At 68.8% G+C, this 21,190-nt stretch carries 12 protein-coding genes and 1 pseudogene; 7 read left to right on the top strand and 6 right to left on the bottom strand.

The features are described from left to right. Positions 1 to 48 precede the first annotated feature (48 nt). The 3 genes from ACZ4WQ_RS12710 to ACZ4WQ_RS12700 all read right to left on the bottom strand — a co-directional run bounded on the left by ACZ4WQ_RS12710 (position 49) and on the right by ACZ4WQ_RS12700 (position 5,426). Complete coding sequence (locus ACZ4WQ_RS12710; protein ID WP_398372374.1) at positions 49 to 1,806, bottom strand: cellulase family glycosylhydrolase; 1,758 nt, start codon at positions 1,804 to 1,806, stop codon at positions 49 to 51. 105 nt (positions 1,807 to 1,911) lie between these two features. After that, positions 1,912 to 3,444 carry a glycoside hydrolase family 43 protein gene (locus ACZ4WQ_RS12705; protein WP_468022190.1) on the bottom strand — a complete coding sequence of 511 codons (1,533 nt, stop codon included), beginning with the start codon at positions 3,442 to 3,444 and terminating at the stop codon, positions 1,912 to 1,914. Continuing rightward, on the bottom strand, positions 3,441 to 5,426 hold the full coding sequence (locus tag ACZ4WQ_RS12700) for a beta-galactosidase (protein WP_398372378.1): 1,986 nt from the start codon (positions 5,424 to 5,426) through the stop codon (positions 3,441 to 3,443). Before ACZ4WQ_RS12700 ends, ACZ4WQ_RS12705 begins: the two co-directional genes overlap by 4 nt. A 328-nt stretch (positions 5,427 to 5,754) precedes the next feature. Between ACZ4WQ_RS12700 and ACZ4WQ_RS12695 the strand changes: the two genes are divergently transcribed. The 7 genes from ACZ4WQ_RS12695 (at position 5,755) to ACZ4WQ_RS12665 (ending at position 18,204) form a co-directional block, all read left to right on the top strand. Next, entirely contained in the window at positions 5,755 to 8,625 is a 2,871-nt protein-coding gene (locus ACZ4WQ_RS12695) for a glycoside hydrolase family 3 C-terminal domain-containing protein (protein WP_398372380.1), read from the top strand. Positions 8,626 to 8,724: 99 nt separating this feature from the next. Continuing rightward, positions 8,725 to 9,720 carry a LacI family DNA-binding transcriptional regulator gene (locus ACZ4WQ_RS12690; protein ID WP_311730161.1) on the top strand — a complete coding sequence of 332 codons (996 nt, stop codon included), beginning with the start codon at positions 8,725 to 8,727 and terminating at the stop codon, positions 9,718 to 9,720. A gap of 382 nt (positions 9,721 to 10,102) precedes the next feature. Then, positions 10,103 to 12,532 (top strand): glycoside hydrolase family 2 TIM barrel-domain containing protein, encoded by a 2,430-nt coding sequence (locus ACZ4WQ_RS12685; protein ID WP_398372383.1) that lies wholly within the window; start codon positions 10,103 to 10,105, stop codon positions 12,530 to 12,532. A gap of 73 nt (positions 12,533 to 12,605) precedes the next feature. Continuing rightward, the gene (locus ACZ4WQ_RS12680) at positions 12,606 to 13,844 is read left to right on the top strand and encodes an extracellular solute-binding protein (RefSeq protein WP_398372385.1); all 1,239 of its coding nucleotides are present in this window, start codon (positions 12,606 to 12,608) and stop codon (positions 13,842 to 13,844) included. Continuing rightward, a complete protein-coding gene (locus ACZ4WQ_RS12675; RefSeq protein WP_398372387.1) occupies positions 13,841 to 14,845 on the top strand; it encodes a carbohydrate ABC transporter permease in 1,005 nt (334 codons plus the stop codon). Before ACZ4WQ_RS12680 ends, ACZ4WQ_RS12675 begins: the two co-directional genes overlap by 4 nt. Position 14,846: 1 nt before the next feature. Beyond that, positions 14,847 to 15,725, top strand: a complete 879-nt coding sequence (locus ACZ4WQ_RS12670) for a carbohydrate ABC transporter permease (RefSeq protein ID WP_398372389.1) — start codon at positions 14,847 to 14,849, stop codon at positions 15,723 to 15,725. A 109-nt stretch (positions 15,726 to 15,834) separates the two neighbouring features. After that, on the top strand, positions 15,835 to 18,204 hold the full coding sequence (locus tag ACZ4WQ_RS12665) for a glycoside hydrolase family 95 protein (protein ID WP_311730166.1): 2,370 nt from the start codon (positions 15,835 to 15,837) through the stop codon (positions 18,202 to 18,204). 1,168 nt (positions 18,205 to 19,372) lie between these two features. Here the strand turns inward: ACZ4WQ_RS12665 and ACZ4WQ_RS12660 are convergent. The 3 genes and pseudogenes from ACZ4WQ_RS12660 to ACZ4WQ_RS12650 all read right to left on the bottom strand — a co-directional run. Then, entirely contained in the window at positions 19,373 to 20,215 is an 843-nt protein-coding gene (locus ACZ4WQ_RS12660; RefSeq protein WP_398372392.1) for a MerR family transcriptional regulator, read from the bottom strand. A gap of 275 nt (positions 20,216 to 20,490) precedes the next feature. Continuing rightward, positions 20,491 to 20,613 (bottom strand): hypothetical protein, encoded by a 123-nt coding sequence (locus ACZ4WQ_RS12655; protein ID WP_398372394.1) that lies wholly within the window; start codon positions 20,611 to 20,613, stop codon positions 20,491 to 20,493. Between the two features lie 237 nt (positions 20,614 to 20,850). Next, positions 20,851 to 21,161 (bottom strand): annotated as a pseudogene (locus tag ACZ4WQ_RS12650) (integrase core domain-containing protein); the annotation flags it as partial. Between the last annotated feature and the right edge of the window lie 29 nt (positions 21,162 to 21,190).

Here is a 21,190-nt window from a genome sequence, read left to right as displayed (position 1 = left end):
GCCCTGGCTGCCCGGGGAGCGGGCAACCAGGGCGAGGGGCCGGGTCGGTCAGGACGTCGTGCCGGTGACCGAGGATCCGGACTTGGTGGCGTGGTACGTGACGGTGGCGCCGCTCCAGAAATGGAACGTCAGCGTCACCGGTGCGCCGTCGCGGAGTGCGTTCAGGAAGTCGGAGGTCAGGATGGTCTTGCCGCCCGGGTAGTCCGGCGAGAAGGCCGTGTTGAACTCCTGGAACGGAGTCCAGGTGGCCTGGCCGGCGTTGCTGCCGTCGGCGTACTTGGCCTCCATGGTCGCCAGCACGTCACCGCGGTACTGCGTGGGGATGGTGAACGAGCCGGTCGTGCCGGAGGCGTTCGACAGCACCGGAGGGTCATAGGTGATGATGTCGATCTGCCAGGGCAGCCCGCCGGAGAACCGGGCCTGGAGCGTTGCGTTGACCCCGTACTCCCGGTTGCCGGTCAGCCGGGTCAGCGCGGCGGCCGTGAGGGTGAGCTGATCGCCGGAGACGGTGAAGTCCCGTCCCTCGACCAGCTTGGTGTCGCCCTGCCACAGGCCCTGGAAAGTGGTGCCGTTCGGGTTCAGGGTGAGTGTCTGGGCGGTGATCGGGCTCGACTTCCGTACGAAGACCTTGTCGAAGGAGGCCGTAGCCGAGCGGGTGGTCCAGCTGGACTTGATCCAGGCGAACAGGGCGGGGTCGCGCCATTGCATGGTGGAGCGGTTCAGGTAGGCGAAGCCGGGGTCCCACAGGGCGGTGGTGACACCGGCGGCGCGTGCCGCGTACCCGACATGCTCGTAGTACTTCAGTGCCTCGCCCCGCTCGATGCGGGAGGGGTGGTTGTCGTCGGGATATCCGAGCAGACCGTACTCGCCGAGGTAGACGGGGATGCCCTTGGCGACGAACGTGTCGTGCATGCGGGCGAAGGCGTCGGTCAGGTCCTTCTGGGCGTTGTCGTCGTACCGGGTGCCGCCCGCGATGTTCACGCTGAACGGGTACCAGCCGTAGTAGTGCACGGTGGCGACCAGGTTGCTGTCGTGCAGTGCGCCGATCGTGGTGGACAGGTCGTCCATGAGGGTCTGGGACGGGGTGCAGACCTGCGTGGGCAGGACGAGCAGGCGGTCGGTGTTCCCGCCGCCCGAGGAGCGGACGACCTTGTGGAAGGAGGTGTTCAGCTCGTTCAGGAGCTGGGTCTTCTGGGTGTCCGTGGCGTTGTCGAAGACCGGCTCGTTGACGCTCTCGAAGAGCAGGGCGCGCGGCTCGTCCCGGAACGTCGAGGAGATCTGAGTCCAGGTGGCGTTGAAGCGGGCGAGCACGTTGTCGTGGTCGGTGGGCATCTTCGATATCCACTGCCACGAGTCGTGGTGGACGTTGATCACGACGTAGAGGCCGTCGGCCAGCGCCCAGTCCACCACCTGCTTGACGCGGCTCATGTACGTGGCGTCGATGGTGTACGGGGCGCTGGCTGACTGGTGGTCGTTCCAGGTCACCGGGATACGGACGCTGCGGAAGCCCTGCGCGCGGATGGTGTCGAACAGATCCTTGGTGACCTTCGGGTTGCCCCAGGACGTCTCGTCCGGAATGGCGTCCAGGCTGTTGCCCAGGTTCCAGCTGGGCTGCATCGCCGCCACGGCGTCCTTGGCGGCGGCCGGAACCCTCACCGCCGACCGCGATGGCTCCCTGGTGCCGTCGGGCGCGGCGGACGCGCTGCCACCGGACAGCCCCAGGATGACGAGTAGCGCCAGCAGCAGGGCCGCCAGGCGTCCGGGACCCCGGTTCCGGTGGTGCGCGGGTTGCCGTATGTCCTTCACGTGCCGTTCCTTTCGGTCGGTCGTGCGGATGGTGATCCGACCCGTGGCGATCAGCCGCCACAGTCGGCCCTGCCTGTCCGTGCAGGTCCATGGGGCGGTGCCGGTTCAGCGGCTGATGGGCTCGTAGTCGAACCAGTCGAAATGGACGGTGCCGGCCGCGGCGTACATGCCGATGACGCGGCCGGTGAAGCCGCCGGCGACCTCGGTCGACAGGTAGCGGCCGTCGAGCGTCGCGAGCACGCTGAGGGTGCCGTCGGGCTGCTCGACACCGAAGGAGATGGCGTCGGGGCCGGTGCGGGCGTCGTGCGGAGGCGGCGGGTCGCCGATCATGAGGCCGAGGACCACAGGCCCGTCGGGTACGGGCTGTGCGGCCACCACCGTGCGCAGGGAGCCGACCCGCGCGACCACCCGCACCTCGCCCCCGGACACCTCGATGGCGTAGTGGTGCCGCTCGTCCAGCCGCACGGCCAGGCCGCCGCATCCCTCCGAGGGATCGACCAGGGTGCGCGCCCGGCACGACAGGTGCTGCTGGCGCCGGCCGGTGAAGACGACGTCGGGCTCGTCCAGGGAGCCGCCCCGCGCGCGCAGCGTCAGCCATCCGGGGCGCTCCTTGGTGGTGCAGTGCTCTGCCGGACGGTCACGCACAGAGATCCACAACGGCCGCAGTTCGCTCAGGTCGAAGTCGTCCCGCTGCTCCTCGACGGGGCCCGGGACAAGGGGCCAAGGGAGCTCCGGCAGGTCCAGCGCGACCTCGCCGACGACCGGCCAGCCGTCCACCCAGGTCACGGGCGCCAGAAAGGACTCGCGGCCGAGTACGTGCCAGCCGGGCGTGCCGCCGCCCGGCCGTACCCCGAGCAGCACCATCCACCACGAGCCGTCCGGGGCCTGGACCAGATCGGCGTGCCCGGTGTTCTGCACGGGATGGTCGGTGCTCCGGTGGGTGAGGATCGGGTTGGCCGGGCAGGGCTCGAACGGGCCGCTCGGCGTACGGCCGCGGGCGATCGCCACGCCGTGGCCGCGCTCGGTGCCCCCCACGGCGATGAGCAGGTACCAGTAGTCGCCGATCCGGTACAGATGCGGCGCCTCCGGCGCCTTGGCGCCGGGTGTGCCGGACCACAGCTTCTGCGGTGGTCCGTACGTCCGGCCGGTGTGCGGGTCGATGCGGACCTGTGCGATCCCGGCGACGGTGCACCAGCAGGTGCCGTCCTCGTCCCAGGCCAGGTCGGGATCGATGCCGGGCACGCCGGGGAGCCGGACGGGATCCGACCACGGTCCGGCCGGGTCCGTGGCGGTGACGACCAGGTTGCCACCGCCCTTGCTCACATTGGTCACGATCAGCCAGAAGCGTCCGTCGTGGTACCGGAGAGTGGGGGCGTAGATCCCGGCGGACGACGGCACGTCGGCCGCCAGACGCAGCTGGCTCGGCCGGTCCAGGGCATTGCCGATCTGCGTCCAGTGCACCAGGTCACGACTGTGGAAGACGGGCACACCGGGGAAGTACTCGAAGCTGGAGCAGACGACGTAGTAGTCCTCGCCCACCCGGCAGATGCTGGGATCGGGGTGGAAGCCGGGGATCACGGGGTTGGCGGGTCCGGTGTCTGACAAGTCACCAGGTCCTTTCGAGGTGTCGGGTGTCATGGCCTGCGCAGCACCGCGCAATCACCGGGTGGCAGCTCATGGGCCGTGGTGTCGGTGAGCAGGTCGTGGACGGGCTCCGGCAGGGGCACGGCGTCCGCGCCATGGTTGATCAGTACGTGCCAGCGGCGGCCGTCGGGCGCGTGCCGGGTGACGGCTTCCACACCGCCCGGCAGACCCGGTGCTTCCGGGCCGGCACCGGCCTCGTCGAGCAGTCGGCGGACCAGAGCGCCGTAGTCGGCGTCGTCGAGGCGAGTGGACAGATACCAGCCCTGTCCGGTTCCGAACCGGTGCCGGGTCAGCGCCGGGCTGCCGGCCAGCATGCCGTGGGTGTAGGCGGCGAGCGTCTCGGCACCCTTGGTGTGCAGGGACTCGCTCCAGACCGTGCCCAACGACCCGTCCGACAGGGCGATCCGTTCATCCGCCCGCAGCGGTCGGTGCTCCTCGACACGGACGCCCAGGGCGTCGCGCAGCGGGCCGGCGGGATAGCCGCCGAGCCGGGCCTGCATGCGGTCGTCGACGCATCCGTTCGCGTGCTGGACGAGGAGCGTCCCGCCGCCGGCGACATAGCGGCGCAGGTTCTCGGCGCCCGCGTCGGAGAGGAGGAACAGGGCCGGGGCGATGACGAGCGCGTAGCGGTTCAACTCGTGCTCGGGATGGGCGAAGTCGACCGTGACGCCGGCGTCCCACAACGCCCGGTGCGCTCGGCTCAGCTCCTTGTGGTAAGCGAGGCCGGCGGAGGGCAGACCGTCGACGCTCAACGCCCACCAGGCGTCCGCGTCGTGCAGGACGGCCACGGACGCGTCGACCGTCGAGCCCGCCAGCTCGCCGAGCCGGGCGACCGCCTCGCCGACCTGTGTGACCTCCCGGAAGATACGACTGTCGGGCCCCGCGTGCGGGACCATTGCCGAGTGCCATGTCTCGGCGCCGGCCCGGGACTGCCGCCACTGGAAGAAGAGGGCGCCCTCCGAGCCGCGCGCGATGTGGCCGAGGGTGTGGCGCAGGATCTCCCCGGGCTCCTTGCCGAGCACCCGGTCACCGTCGTAGACGGTGTTGGTGCCCTGTTCCATCAGCAGCCACGGAAGACCGCCGGCCAGGGAGCGGACGCGGTCGGCGTGGAAGGCGACGTCGGCGGCGGCGTCCAGACCCGGTGACCCCGGGTAGTGATCGGAGGAGACCACGTCGAGTTCGCGGGCCAGGGCCCACAGGTCCACGTTCTGGTAGGCGGGCAGCATCAGGTTGGTCGTCACCGGCCGGTCGCTGTGCGCGCGGATGGCGTCGCGCTGCTCGCGGAAGGCGGCGATTGTCTCGTCGGACCAGAAACGGCGGAAGTCCAGGGTCTGGCCCGGGTTCTTGTGCCACTGCGTCGCGCGTGGCGGCAGCACCTGCTCCCAGGAGGTGTAGCGCTGGCTCCAGAAGGCCGTTCCCCACGCCTCGTTGAGGGCGTCCAGCGAACCGTGGCGCGCGCGCAGCCACTCCCGGAAGGCCGCCGCGGCGTGCTCGCAGTAGCAGAGGGTGGCGTACTCGTTGTGCACGTGCCACAGCGCGAGGGCGGGGTGGTGGCCGTACCGTTCGGCCAGGGCGGAGGCGATCCGGCGGGCGGCGCTGCGGTAGGCGGGCGCGGCCAGGCAGTAGGTGTCGCGGCTGCCGTGGGTGAGGCGGGTGCCGTCGGGGGTGACCGGCAGTGCGTCGGGGTGGGTGAGGGTGAACCAGGGCGGCGGGGAGGCGGTCGGGGTGGCGAGGTCGACGGCCACGCCGTTCGCGTGCAGCCGCTCGATGTGGGCGTCGAGCCAGGCGAAGTCGTAGCGGCCCTCCTCCGGTTCGAGCAGGGCCCAGGAGAAAACGCCCACGGTGACCAGGTTGACCCTGGCCTTGCGCATGAGTGTGTCGTCCTCCTTCCAGACGGGCTCGTCCCACTGCTCGGGGTTGTAGTCCCCGCCGAAGGCGAGGCCGCCCAGGCGGTCGGTGATGCTGCGGGTGGTCATGGCTGCTTCTCCGGTACGGGAGTCAGGTCGTGCTCCGGCGGGTGGCCGGCACCGGCGCCGCCAGGAGGTGAAGGCCGACGGCCGACGCAGCCGTGGCGGGGGAGCGATTCCTATCACGCGGCGGGGAAGGGCGAGAGCGTCGAAGCGCTTCACCTGGACAGTGGAAAAGTAACCGACAGGTTTCGCGCGAAACAAGAGGCTTAGCTCGAAGAAAGTTTCTTTCCGCAGGTCCATTGACAGCCCGTCGCGCGCGGTGGCAGCGTCGATGCGCTTCGACATTCCGGCTCTCAGCCCGCCATCCACATCCGTCTGTTGAGGGGTCTGACTCGTGGGATCTCCCTCCCTTTCCGCCGCTGCCGTCCGGCTGCCGTTCCGTGATCCCGCGCTTCCCCTCGGGGAGCGCGTCGGCGACCTGCTGGACCGGCTCACACTGGACGAGCGGGTCGCGATGCTGCATCAGTACGTTCCGGCCGTCCCACGCCTGGGCATCGCCTCGTTCCGCACCGGAACGGAAGCGCTGCACGGGGTGGCCTGGCTGGGAGTGGCGACCGTATTTCCGCAGGCGGTGGGGCTGGGAGCCTCATGGGACGAGGATCTGGTGCGTGCCGTCGCCGAGGCGGTGGCGGTCGAAGTGCGCGCCTTCCACCGGCACCGGCCGACCCCGACCGGGTCCGGCACCAACGGCCTCCAGGCCTGGGCGCCGGTGGTGAACCTGCTGCGCGATCCGAGGTGGGGCCGCAACGAAGAGGGTTACTCCGAGGACCCGCTGCACACCGCACGCCTCGCCACCGCCTACTGCCAGGGCCTGGCCGGCGACCATCCCGACTTCCTGCGCGTCGCCCCGGTGCTCAAGCACTTCCTCGCCTACAACAACGAGACGGATCGCTGCGTCACCTCCTCCGGCCTGCGCCCCCGTGTGCTGCACGAGTACGACCTGGCCGCCTTCCGCCCGGTCGTCGCCTCCGGTGCGGCCACCGGCGCGATGGCCGCCTACAACCTGGTCAACGGCCGCCCCTGCCACGTCAGCCCGCTCATCGAGACGGAGCTGCGGACCTGGGCCCGGACCACCGGCCACGAGCTGTTCGTGGTCAGCGACGAGCAAGCGCCCTCCAACCTGGTGGAACTGGAGCACTACTTCGAGGACCACCCCACCTCCCACGCCGCCGCGCTGAAGGCCGGCATCGACAGCTTCACCGACCACCGCGAGGACAGCGCCACCGTGATCGGCCGACTGCGCGAGGCGCTGGAGCGCGGACTGATCGAAGAGGAGGACGTGAACCGGGCGGTGCGCCGCCAGCTGCAACTGCGGTTCCGCCTCGGAGAGTTCGACCCCGACCTCGACCCGTACGCCGCGATCGGCTCGGAGGTGATCGACAGCCCCGAGCACCGCGCCCTCGCCCTGCGTGCCGCGACCGAGTCCGTGGTGCTGCTCAAGAACGACGGGCTGCTGCCCCTGAACCCGAACCGCGCACCGCGGATCGCCGTCATCGGGCCACACGCCGACACCTTGTACGAGGACTGGTACAGCGGCACCCTGCCGTACCAGGTCGGCGTCGCGGCCGGCCTGCGCACCGCGCTCGGACAAGACCGCGGCGAGGTGACCTGTGTGCCGGGCGCCGCCCGGATCACGCTGCGATCCCGCACCACCGGCGAACCTCTGGGCGGAACCGCCTTCGACGCCGAGGAGTGGGGCGACGGCGTCCTCACCCTGCGCGACGCCGACACCGGCCGCTACCTCAGTCTCCAGGACGACGCCTCACTCGCCGCGGACCGGACGGTGCTCAAGACCTGGTTCATCAAGGAAACCTTCCGTCTGGAACCCGACCCGGGCGGCGACAACGACACCTTCCTGCTGCGCAACGTCTTCACCGGCCGCTACGCCGCCCTCGATCCCACCGACGGCCGGGTGCGCGTCACCGCCGATACCCCCGAGATGGCCGAGCGGTGGCAGCGCGAGCTGCTGCGCGACGGCGCGGCCGAGGCACGGGCCGCCGCGAAGGAGGCCGACGTGGCGATCGTCGTCCTCGGCAACCACCCGATGATCAACGGCCGTGAGACCGAGGACCGTACCGGAACCGGCCTGCCCCGGACACAGGAAACGCTGCTGCGCGCGGTCGCCGCCGTCCGCCCGGAGACCGCGCTGGTCGTCATGAGCAGTTACCCCTACGCCGTCGACTGGGCCGACACCCACCTGCCGGCCGTGCTGTGGACCTCCCACGGCGGACAGGAAACGGGCCGCGCCCTGGCCGCCGTCCTGCTCGGCGAAGCCGAGCCCGCCGGCCGGCTGCCACAGACCTGGTACCGGGGCGGCGACCCACTGCCGCACCCGCTCGACTACGACATCATCAAGGCGGGCTGGACGTACCAGTACCACCGGACAGCACCCCTCTATCCCTTCGGACACGGCCTGTCGTACACCGACTTCACCTGCCGTGACCTGCGGCTGTCCACGCCCGCCATGGCCCAGGGCGGCGCGGTGCACGTCTCGGTGACACTGACCAACACGGGCACGCGCTCCGGGAGCGAGGTGGTCCAGCTCTACGTCCGAGCGGTCGACGCCCGCTACGAAGCCCCCCGGCTCCGGCTCGCGGACTTCCGTAAGGTGCGGCTCCACTCGAGGGAGAGCCGGGAGGTGACCTTCGACCTGTCTGCCGAACGACTGGCGCACTGGGATGTCGCCGCGGGCGCCTTCACCGTCGATCCCGGCCGTTACGAGGTGCTCATCGCCCGCTCGGCCCAGGACATCGTCCTCAGCACGCCGCTCGTCGTCAGCGGTACCGCCCCCACGCCGCGCGAACTGGTGGGCCGACGTACTCTGGCCGTCGACTTCGACGACTACGCCGACATCACTCTTGTCGACGCCACCCGCGCCACGGGCGATGCCGTCACCCCAGCAGAACCCGCTCGCCCCGCGACCCTGCTGTTCCGCTCCGCGGATCTGACCGGTGCTTCGCAGTTCGAAGCCGAGGTCGCGCGCGAGGCCACCGGACCGGGTGAGGCGCGACTGGAGGCGCGGGCGGGAGACCAGCTCCTTGCGGAGTTCGCCGTACCGGTCACCGGCGGCCGCCACACCTGGACGACCGTGACCGCCGCGATGGCGGCGCGGAGCGACGGCCACCACGACCTGTGCCTCACCCTGCACGGCGACTTCCGGCTGGCTTCCTTCCGCTTCACCGCGCCCGACGGCCCTGCCACGTAAGGGCCTTGGACCGCAGGTCTTGACAGGCCCCCACGTCGGGCCTACGGTCGACAACCGACAGCCTGCCGTGAACGTTCACGGACGAGCCAGGAGGTGAACATGGCGAGGCGCGTCACGATCAACGATGTCGCCATGGCTGCGGGTGTGTCCCGGCAGACGGTCACACGCGCCCACAACGACCTGGGCGATATCAGCGAGGCCACCAAACGACGTGTTCTCGAGGTCAGTGCCCAGTTGGGTTACCGGCCCAACCGCTTCGCCCGCAACCTGGTCGGCCGACAGCGGCCCCGCGCTGCCGGCCTGCTGGTCGGTTCCTTCAGTAATCCGTACTACACGGAGATCGCGGGCGCCTTTCTCGCGGCCGCCGCCGAGCGCGGCTGGCAGGTGATGATGGCCTCGGGGGAGTCGGGGGACGAGACCGCCGCCGTCGAGATGCTGGCCGGACACGTCGACCTGTTCGTCGGGCATTTCAGGCTGTCCGGCGACGAACTGGCCGCGGCCGTGCAGGGTATTCCGACGATCCTGCTCGATGACCGCTGTTCGCGTCGTGGCTTTCACTCTGTCGAGATCGACCTGCGCGCGGGCGTCCGTCAGGCGATGGCCGCGCTCGAGACCAAGGGTGTTCGCCGGGTGGGAATGATCGACTCGTCCTATTCCCTGCGTGCGTCACCCACCTACTCGCCGACGCCGCGCCGGCGGTTCTTCGAGGAATTCGCCTTCGGCGCCCCGGAACCCGCGGTCGTGGTGGGGGAGGAGTCGATGGCCGGTGGCGGCCATGCCTTCCGCGCGCTCATGGCCCAGTATCCGGATGTCGACGGCGTCCTCGTATTCAACGACATGATGGCCATCGGTGCGCTCCAGGCCGCCCAGGCGCTGGGCATCGAGATCCCTGGCCGTATGAGGATCCTCGGTGTCGACGGCCTGACACTTGGTGAGGCAGTGCATCCGACGGTCAGCACCATCTCGCTCGACCGCGAGGCACTTGTCACCAGTGCTCTCGATATCGCCGACGCCCTTGCGGCGGGCAATTTCACCCACACCGAGTCGTTGCACCGCACCGTCATGCCGCGCCTGCTGTGGCGGGAATCGGCGTGACGCCACCCCGAATACATCGCTGAAACAAACAGCCGAGTGAACCACCGCCGCAGGCAGGATACGCCAGCGGCGTTTAATGCTCTGCCGTTACAAATTGATTCGGCAAACCCCGTTCTACGGCCGTGAACGGGGCTTTTGGCATGTGATCCGGCTGGCGAACCGGTGTTGAAATTTAACGTGCCGGCAACCTTGACAGCCGAGTTCGGCCTCCTTAGCGTGTGCTGCACGCTGCGGCCGTGAAGGTTCACGGCCCGTTGTGAGATGCAGCCGGCGGAGTCTTCGCGATTCGAATGACTCGTCAATTCATCAATACATTCAAAAGAATTCATGGACCGGATCTCGGCGGCCCGGGCCGCGCCGCTGACGTGGAAGGGACCGCAGCGTGAACCGCAAGGAACTGATCAACAGGAACTGGAAGTTCACCCACGGAGACCCCGAGGGCGCGACGCTGGAGGCCTTCGACGACAGTGACTGGTACGACGTGGGGCTGCCCCACTCGTTCGGGATCCCGTACTTCATGGAGACCGGCTTCTACGTCGGCCGCGGCGTGTACCGCCGCACCTTCGAACTCGCCGCGGAGGAGACGGGCAAGTTCGTCGCGCTGGAGTTCCACGGTGTCTTCCAGGATGCCGAGATCACGGTGAACGGTGTGCCGGTGGACCGCCATCTGGGCGGTTACACGGCCTTCATCGTGGATGTCTCCGAGGCCGTGCGCCCGGGGACGAACCAGCTCGCGGTCCGCGTGAGCAACGAGTGGAACCCACGGCTGGCGCCCAGGGCGGGAGAGCACGTCTTCAACGGCGGCATCTACCGCGATGTCTCCCTGATCATCGCCGAGCGGACGCGGATCGCCTGGTACGGCACGGGCGTGGTGACGCTCGGCGTCGGCACCGACGGCGCGGCGGTGGAGGTCACCACCGAGCTGGTGAACGAGACCGACGCGCCTTTCGATGGACTGCTGGCCGCGGAGGTGACCGGTCCCGGTACACGCCCCGTCGAGGCGGTCGCAGCGGTGAACCTCCCGCCCCGCTCGACCACGGTGCACCGGCAGCGTCTGGTCGTGGACGACGTACGCCTGTGGCGCCCGGACTCCCCACACCTCTACACCCTCAAGCAGACGCTGCGGACGAGCGAGGGCGCCGAATGCCACCGCACGGGTACCGAGTTCGGCATCCGCACCTTCGAGTTCACCGCGACCGACGGCTTTCACCTCAATGGGGAGCGGTTCGCGATCCACGGTGCCAACGTCCACCAGGACCACGCCGGATGGAGCGACGCCGTCACCCACTCCGGGATGCGCCGGGACGTCGCACTCATCAAGGAGGCCGGGATGAACTTCATCCGCGGCTCCCACTACCCCCACCACGACCAGTTCGCGACCGAGTGCGATCGACTCGGTGTCCTCTTCTGGTCCGAAGCGCCCTTCTGGGGCATCGGCGGAGCCAACTCCGAGGGGTTCTGGAACGCCAGCGCGTATCCGCCGGACGAGGCGGACCAGGCCGAGTTCGAGGACAGCTGCCTGCGTGCCATGGCGGAGATGATCAGGGTGAATCGCAATCACCCGAGCATCGTGGCCTGGAGCACCGGCAACGAGGTCTTCTTCAGCGACGAGCATGTGATCCCGGCAGCGAAGAAACTGACCCGGCGTCTGGTGGACCTCGCCCACGAACTCGATCCGACACGTCCCGCCGCGGTCGGCGGCGCACAGCGCCGGGGCTTCGACGAGCTGGGTGACCTGGCGGGATACAACGGCGACGGCGGTGAGCTGTACCTCAACCCGCCCTGGCCCAACATCGTCTCCGAGTACGGCAGCGTCGTCGAGGACCGGCCCGGCAGCTACACCCACCGCTTCCGCCACGGCAGCGAGAACGCATACGCGTGGCGCTCCGGAGTCGTCCTGTGGTGCGGCTTCCACCACGGCAGCATCGTGCCCGACATGGGGCGGATGGGCTTCGTCGACTACTACCGCCTTCCCCTGCGGTCCTGGTACTGGTATCGCCATCAGTTGAGAGGGATCGCGCCGCCCGCGTGGCCCGAGCCGGGCACGGCCACCGCGCTGAGGCTGACCGCCGACCGCACCATGGTGCTCACCGACGGCACCGACGACGCGCAGCTTGTCGTGGAGATCGTCGATGACACGGGCCGAGTGGTGGCGGACGAGCGCCCCGTGCGGATCGAGGTCGTCCAAGGTGGCGGTATCTTCCCCACCGGCACGTCGATCGAGCTCAACCCGGACAACAAGGGGCTGCTCGACGGCCGGGGCGCCATCGAGTTCCGCTCGTACCACGCCGGCCCCAACCGGCTGCGGGCGACCGCGGAAGGGCTTGCTCCCAGCGAGATCACGATCGAGGCGGTCGGCCCCGAGCCGTGGACGGGACAACACCGTAACTTCGCCCCCGGCCCACCGTCACGGGTCCACTTGCCCGAGACCCTCATGCCCCCCCAACTCTCCGAGATGCGACCCGCCTTCAGCAGCGGGGCCCGGCCGGACCGTCCCGCCCGTCTCGTCACCGACCACAGCGTCGACCACGGATGGATCAGCGCCACGGACGACCCGGGTGCCTGGCTGTCGGTCGACCTCGAAGGACTGTGGTCGATCACCACGATCCACGTCGAGTTCGGTGCCGGGCCCCAGGTGCCGTACGTCATCGAGCTCTCCGACGGCGGCCGGGACCTCGTGCCGCTGGCCGCCGGCACCACCGGGTCCACCACCGTGCGGCTGGAACCCGACAACACGCAGGCCCGCGCGGTCAGGGTGACCTTTCCGCAGGCGCCCATCGAAGTGATCAACATCCGGGTGCACGGTCACTGAGCGAGAACTGCCCTCAGAGCATCCGATCACGATCGGCAGTACATGCGATACATGTTCACGAAAGGCCAGTTCAATGAAGAACAGAAGAGTCCTGCCGCGGGTCGCCGCCTCGGCCACCGTGACAGCCATGGCGCTGGCCCTGACCGCCTGCGGCGGCAGTGGTTCCTCGGCGAGCGACGGTCTCACCGTCTGGTACGCGCCGGGCTCCGTGCCCAAGGCGTCCCTGGCGGTGCAGAAGAACTTCCCCGGCCTGAAGATCAAGCTGATCCCGACGCCCAACCTGGAAACCAAGCTGAAGACCACTTTGCAGACCGGCTCCGGACTGCCGGACGTGGTGGTCATCGGCAACCACATCAGTTCCTACGCCGACATCTCGACCAAGTTCGTCGACCTGAAGACCATGGGCGCAGACCCGAAGAAGGACTACGTCACCTGGAAGTGGACCAACGGCACCCTCCCCGACGGACGGGTGATCGGGTACCCGATCGACACGGGGCCGCAGGGGCTGTTCTACCGCAGCGACCTGTTCCGCAAGGCCGGCCTGCCCACCGACCCGGCCGCGGTCTCCAAGATGGCCTCCACCTGGGACGGCTACCGCACCATGGCCGAGAAGGCGAAGAAGGCCGGCTTCAAGGCGTGTGACGACGCCAACCAGGTCTACTTCCTGCAACTCGAGCAGAAGGGGCAGGGCAGCTTCGACACCTCCGGTAAGTACCTGGGGGACAACGCCTCGACCCGCAAGGCGTTCGACTACTCCGCCAAGCTGCTCTCCGACGGCCTGTGCACCAAGGCGGCGCCATACAGCACGGACTGGAACAGCTCGGTCGCGCAGAACGCTCTCGGCGGCTTCGTCGCCCCGGTGTACGAGGGTCCGCTGCTGGAGACCGCGGGCAGCCCCAAGGGGGTATGGCGGGTGGCCTACCCGCCCGGTGGCCCCGGCAGCAAGGGGGGCTCGTACATGTCGATCCTCAGCTCCAGCAAGCACCGGAAAGACGCGTACAAGGTCATCAAGTGGATGATGTCCCCGGCCAACCAGGCGTCGGGCTTCGACGACGGCCTGTTCCCCTCGGCCCTCGCTGCGTACAAGAGCCCGGAGCTGAACGCAGCGCAGCCGTTCTACGGCGGTCAGTCGACGGGGGTGGTGTTCGCGAAGGTCGCCCAGGAGTCGCCGACGGTCCCGGTCACACCGCAGGACGGGGTCGTGGAGGGCGCTCTCGTGGACGCACTCAAGTCGGTGGCGCAGGGCAAGGCCTCCGCTGACGAAGCCTGGAAGTCCGCACAGGCCCAGATCGCCAAGGAACTGAAGCGGTGACGAAGGTCGTGGACACGAGCATGGGCGCGTCGGTCCCGGCGCGACCCACTGCCCGCCGGCCGACGGCGGACGGGCCCCGGCCCGCTCCCGGCCCGTCCCGGCCCCGGCGCTGGCGGTCCTATCTGGCCAGCTATCTCGCCATCTCCCCGTTCTTCGTGCTCTTCGCGGTGTTCGGAGTGTTTCCGCTCGGCATCGCGGCCTATCTCAGCTTGCACACGTGGGACGGCATCGGGACGATGCACTACGTCGGATTCGAGCAGTTCCACCGGCTGCTCGAGGACTCCCAGTTCTGGCAGTCGCTGGTCACCACGATCGAAATCTTCGCCATGTCCCAGGCGCCGATGGTGGTGGCGGCACTGGTCGCGGCCTTCGTGCTGAGCAGCGACCGGCTGCGCTTCCGCGGTGTCTACCAGACGGTCTACTTCCTGCCCCAGGTCACGTCGATCGTCGTGATCGCGATCGTGTTCCAGTCCCTGTTCGGCGGCAACTTCGGGATGATCAACCGGCTGCTGGTCGCTGTCGGTCTGCCTTCGGTGGACTGGATGGCGAGCACCTGGGGTGCCAACACGGTGATCGCTCTGATGATCATCTGGCGTGGCTTCGGCTATCTGGTCATCTTCTTCATGGCGGGCATGGCCACGATTCCCCCCGAACTGTACGAGGCGGCGGAACTCGACGGGGCGGGGGGCCCGCGGAAGCTGTGGTCGATCACCCTGCCGATGATGCGCCCCACCGTCGTGTTCGCGCTCCTGACCGGCATCGTCGGCGGCCTCCAGGTCTTCACCGAACCCCAGATCCTGGACGTCAGCGGCACGTCCGTACCCGGGATGACCATGATGCTGTTGCAGTACCAGTACCTCGGACAGTCGCCGAGCGCGAGCGTGGGCGCCGATCTGGGCTACGCCAGCGCGATCGGCTGGGCCGTGTTCGCCCTCGTCACTCTGGCCTCGCTGGGCACTCTGCTCATGCGGCGCGTCACCGGACACAAGGAGGTGATCTGACATGAGCGCCGATGTGCAGGAAACGGGCCGTGGCACCTACCCGGTGCGGAAACGCGGCGGCGGACGCCGACCACAGGTCGGCAAGCACCTCCTGCTGCTGTGCGCCGCCCTGGTCAGCCTGTTTCCCTTCTACTGGCTGCTCATCATGGCGACGAGCTCCAGTGGTGAGGTCTTCAAATTCCCGCCCCGGCTGATCCCGGGAACGAGGCTCTTCGAGAATCTGGGGAAGGTGTCCGACGCGGTCCCACTGGGCGCCACGTTCGTCAACTCGCTGGTGGTCGCCGTGAGTGCGGTCGTCCTGACGGGCTTCCTGTGCTCGCTCGGCGGGTTCGTGTTCGCCAGAATGCGTTTCCCCGGCCGTGACAAGCTGTTCGGATGCGTGCTGGCGACACTCGTCTTCCCGACGGGCGTGAGTCTGGCGCCCTCCCTCCAGATCTACTCGCACCTCGGCTGGATCAACACCTTCCTGCCGTTGATCGTGCCGGGCGCCGCTTCGGCCTTCGGGCTCTTCTGGATGCGCCAGTATGCGGTCTCCGCGATCCCGTACGAGCTGATCGAGGCGGCGAGACTGGACGGCTGTGGCCTGCTCCGCATGTACTGGCACGTCGCGCTGCCCGCCATGCGGCCCGCCATAGCCTCGTTCGGGATCTTCACCTTCATGTGGAGCTGGAACGACTATCTCTGGCCGTTGCTGGTTCTGAACGATTCGCAGAAGTACACCGTGCCCGTCGCCCTCGCGCAGCTGAAGGGGGCCTACGGCAACATCGACTACAGCGTCGTCACGGCGGGCACGCTGGTCGGTGCCATTCCGCTCATCGTGCTCTTCCTGTTCGTCCGGAAGTGGATCTTCCGCAACATGGTCGCCGGCGCCGTCAAGTAGGCGTGGGCCGCGTGACCTCCGGTGCTCATGCACCCGCCCTACGTGGCAACTGGGCGGTCGCGTAACGGGCCATCGCCACCGGACACCGTCACCGAGAAAGAACGACAAAATGCGACGTCACACCATCCAACTGACCGAGCCGGCGACGGCGTTCCACGACAGTTTTCTGATCGGCAACGGATCACTGGGCGGGACACTGCGCGGAGCCGTGGGAACCGAGCGCATCGACCTGAACCTCGACAGCCTGTGGTCGGGCGGCCCGGTGACCGCTGAGAACACCGGGTCACCGGCCGACCTGCTCCCGCAACTGCGCGAGGCCATCCGGGCCGAGGACAACGTCCGGGCCGAGAAGCTGGCACAGGCCATGATGGGACCTGGCTGGACCGAGTCCTACCAGCCCCTCGGATGGCTCGAATGGCACTACGCCGACACGTCGGACGCCACCGGATACCACCGTCGGCTGAACCTGGCCGACGCGGTGGCCACCACCGGCTACGGGCCCGCCGGAGCGGAGGCCGAGATGTCGAGCTTCGTCTCGGCCCCCGACAACGTGCTCGTGGTCACGGTGACCGGGCCCGGTGCCGCCTCGCACCCTGTCCTGCCCACCTTCGTCTCCCCCCACCCGGTCACCACCGCCACCCCGCGACCGGGCCTGCTCGTGGCCACCGGCCGGGTGCCGGCCCGGGTGCTGCCCAACTACGTCGACGAGGAGCCCGCGGTCGTCTACGGCGAGGACGAGCCCGACGGTGCCGGCACCGTGGCCGCCGGCGCCGGGTTCGCGGTAGCGGTGGCGGTCGAGCGAACGGGACCGGAGGAACTACGCCTGATCGCCGCAGCCGCCGGCGGGTTCCGTGGCTACGACCGGCGGCCCGGCGCCGACCTCGCCGCCCTCGCACGCTCGGCGGAAGAGACGGTGACCCGAGCCCTGACCCGCACTGCCGAACAGCTCGTCCAGCGCCATGTCCAGGACTACCGGAGCTACTTCGACCGCGTCGACCTCGACCTGTCGGCGTCACCCGCCGCGGACCACGGCGACCCGGCACGGGCCGAACTCCTCTTCCACTTCGGCCGCTACCTGCTGATCTCCAGCTCCCGCCCGGGCACTCAGGCCGCCAATCTCCAGGGAATCTGGAACATCGACGTCCGCCCCGGCTGGAGCGCGAACTACACCACCAACATCAACGTCGAGATGAACTACTGGGCCGCCGAGAGCACGGCCCTACAGGACGTGCACGGCCCGATGCTCACGCTCGCCGGCGACCTCGCCGAGAGCGGCACGGACACCGCCGCGCGGTACTACGGCGCCGCGGGCGCAGTGGTCCACCACAACACCGACATCTGGCGGTTCTCCACACCCGTCAAGGGCGATACCCAGTGGGCCACCTGGCCGACGGGCCTGTACTGGCTGGCCGCGCACGTGTGGGACCACTACGAGTACGGCGGAAACGATGACTTCGGCGCGGGGTCCGCCCTGCGTGTGCACCGCTCGGCCGCCCTGTTCGCGCTCGACATGCTCGTACCCGACGACGACGGCTTGCTCGTCACGAGCCCCTCCACGTCACCCGAACACCGCTTCGTCCTCCCCCCGGCGCCGCGGGGGTCCGCGGTTTCCGAGGGAACGACGATGGATCAGGAACTGGTCCATGAGGTGCTCTCCCGGTACGTCACTTTGGCCGAACGCTTCGGACGTGGTGACGACGACGGGCTGCTTGCCCGCGCCCGACACGCGCTGGGTGTCCTGCGTCTGCCCGGCATCGGCGCGAGCGGTGAACTGCTCGAGTGGAAGGACGAGCGGCCTGGTTCGGAGCCGGGCCACCGCCATCTGTCCCACCTCTACGGCATCCACCCCGGGACGCGTATCACCGAGGGTGGCACTCCCGAGGTGTTCGCGGCAGCCAGGAAGGCTCTCGCGACCAGGCTCCAGCACGGCAGCGGATACACCGGCTGGAGCCAGGCTTGGATCCTGTGCCTTGCCGCGCGACTGAGGGACACCGGGCTGGCCGAGCGTTCCCTCGACGTCCTGCTGAACGACCTGACGTCGTGGTCCCTTCTGGACCTGCACCCGCACTCGGAGTGGCCGGGCGGCTACATCTTCCAGATCGACGGCAATCTCGGCGCCGTCGCGGGCATCGTGGAACTGCTGGTGCAGAGCCACGAGGGAGCCGTCAGCCTGCTGAAGACGCTCCCGCGTGGCTGGCGGAGCGGTCACGTGGCCGGTATCCGCTGTCGTGGCGGACTGACCGTCGATGTGGACTGGGACGCGGGAGAACTGACCACCGCCACGATTCGCACGGGCTCCTCGGGCCCCGTCGTCGTGGAGATCCCGGCCACCGGGGGCGACCTCACCGTCACGGACGCGGCGGGTGATCCGGTCGATGCCTTCGACACACCATGTGCGGTGCCCGGACGCCGTCGCCTCACGTGGGACGGACGTGCCGCTTCGTACTACCGGCTCGTGAGCCAAGGGGGCCGGAGCTGAAGCTTCCCCTTGATCGTGGACCGGAGACTGGATGTGAGATTCCAGAGGAAGCAGTGCCAGGTGGGCAGTCAGTACTCGAAGCGGTATTTCGAGGAGCTCAAGTGGGACGCGATCGCGGTGGCCCGCTCCTCCAGCAAGACGATCACCGAGATCGTGCGGGATCTGGGGGTGAGCCGGCAGGCCCGGCCAGCCCGGAGCACCGGCCGGACCGGTTCCTGCTTCTACTCAAGGAAGAGATCGGTACCCGCGACAGCGGTTCCGCAACGAGAGGCTGATCTTGAGGATCTGAGCACGGAGTCACCGTGTGATGATGAGGCACTACCTACCGGAGGTCCAGCGGGATGCGGTCGCTGTACACCTCGCGGCCGGGGCTGGCGCCGCACTGCGGTCGCGAGGGTGGGCCGACAGACCGGCGACGCCCGGCGCGCCGCGCGGATTCGGACGATCCACCGGGACTCCGACGGGACCTACGGCGTTAGTGTGTGGCGGTTGACGTCGGCCGCACGGAACGCGATGTGACCCCGCAGCGCCTTCTCCCCGGCCGGCGGTATCGCTTCCTCCTTCGCGTCGCGAACTCCGACTCGCTGGACGGCTCGTGCTCCCGTGCTCGCGGGGATGGTCCCCTGGGTGCGCGCGACCGTAGAAGCGATGGTGGCTGCCCCCCGCGCCCGTCACCTGCCACCCGTCTTACGTCGCCAACGGCCGGTCACCCCGGGCACTCTGCTGGCCTGGCACCGCCGTCTGGTGCGCTGGAAATGGCGCCAGACCCCAACCGGACCCGGCCGACCACCGCTGCCGGAAGAGACAGTCGTGCTCATCCAGCGCCTGGCGAGAGAGAACCCGACCTGGGGGTACGTCAGGATCCAGGGTGAACTGCGACGGCTTGGTCATCGGGCCGCCGCCGCAACTATCCGGCGCGTTCTGCGCCGTTCCGGCCTGCCACCCGCACCGCAGCGCGCCTCCCTACAGACCTGGGGGGGGGCAGACCCGCTCGCTATGTATCAACCGCAACGACTGCGGCTGAAGTGTCAGCGGCCAGTCCGGGATCCCCATGTACGGCCAGTTGAGATGTCACTCTCGGTTTCGGATTGACCGGTTCCTGATGTGGCCGGTCACGTACAGGTGGACGCGATGGGATGCCGGCCAGGTCGGTACCGGGGACAGGCGATCAACTGTCTGCGCAGGCGTCTTGGCCGACGAGTTGTGCCACGCGCTCCATGCAGCGGATCCGGGCAGGAGAGAAGTCGTAGGGCATCTTGGTGATCGCCTCCGAGGCGCCCATCTGCGTGTCCTCCTGCTCTGCCAGGTCGGCGTCGTAGGTCTCGAAGAGCTCGTCATCGGCCGTGTCCAGCCCGGCTGCCGTGATGGCCTGTACGAGGGCCATGTGGTGGGTGTATCGCTGTACCGCGATTTCCTCGACGCGCGGGTCATCGGGGTCGACGCCGTCGTCGAGGGCGGCCTCAGCCTCGTCGAGACGGTCCTCCTCGGCCCGTAGGTCGGGATGGGTGGCCAGCACGATGTACACGCTGGCCTGTAGTGCGGAGCCGAGCGGACCGAAGATCCGTTCCGTGACCAGCAGGGCCTCCATGTCGGAGGCGCGCAATGCGCCAGGGGGCAGGTGGCTGAGCCGATCCGTCACCAGTTCGGAGAGCAGGCCCTGCGGGCTGCCCACAGCCCGCAGGCGCCTGACGGCCGCGCGCTGACGTTTGATGTCGGCCTCCTGGGCAGCCAGGGATTCCTCCAGCCGGCCCAGGGTCTCCTCGATGTCCCCGGATTCGTCGAAGGCAGCTCGCATGTCGTCCAGACTGATGCCGACCTCCGCCATTCTGCGGATCCACAACAGGCGGATCATGTCGTCGTAGCCGTAGCGGCGGCGGCCGTCTCCACCGCGCTCGGGTTCCGGCAGCAGACCGATCTGGTGGTAGTGGCGGATAGCGCGTGGGGTGATCCCGGCGAAGGCAGCGGCAGCGCCGATCTTGACCTGGCGGGGCGGTGTGACGGAGGGGTACATCGCAGACGGAGCCTTTCGTGCTGTGGTGCCTCAACGACACCACATGCCGCTACGGCAGGTGCAACAACACACCACCCGGGTTCCACCGACCGCGAGGCCCTGGCCACTGCCGGAACCGATCACTGTGACGAGGCATCCCGCATCCCACTGGCAGACCTCTGCACCCTCATCCGCCAGCCGTTGTGTGCGAGCCCTCCGCGCCGCCCACCTCACCACCGCCCACCGCGACGGCAAGACCGTCTGGCACTCCTGCACCCCACTGGGGCTCGGATTCCTCACCGGCTCTCCCAGCACCACAAAAACCTGACTGCCTCGGGCACGGCGAGGTAGTAGCTCTCGATGTCGCGCCCGTCGGGCACCGATGTCGGTTCGTCCTCGCGCCACGGTCCGAGCCGCACAAGCAGCTCGTTGCGACCGCGCCTGAGCGCACCGCCGAGGCGCGTCGCTGCTCGTTGCGGTGATCCTCGACGCGCTGGGTGAACAGCTTCAGCGCCGCGACTTCACCGACGTCGCCGAACTCGCGGTAGGGGCCGATGCCAAGTGTGACAGCGTTGGCCTCTTGCTCGATCGCATCCTGTGCCGTTCGGAAACTCGTCGTTCCCGGTCAGGCGGCGTATCTGTACTCGTTGATCACGCCGCCCACGAGCCTGGTGGGGGCGATGACCGTTGCAATGCCGGGGTAAGCATCGAGGACCTGCCGAGCGTGCGTCTCGTTCCAGATCAAGAGGTGGTCGAGGGCCTCGCGGCGCAGGGTGCCGATGACACGTTCGCAGTGCGCGTTCATCCGTGGGGACCGTGGCGCGGTCCTCATGACCTGGATGTCGTCGGCTTTGAAGACCGCGTCGAAGGACTCGGTGTACTTCGCGTCCCGGTCGCGGAGCAGGAAACGCAGCGAGTCCACCCGAACACCCAACTCGACGGCGAGGTTTCTTGCCTGCTGCACCGTGTGCCGTTCAGAAATGCGTCGCTGCTGCT

Source organism: Streptomyces sp. NPDC028305 (assembly GCF_055569495.1).
This window is presented reverse-complemented; position numbering and strand designations above follow the sequence as displayed.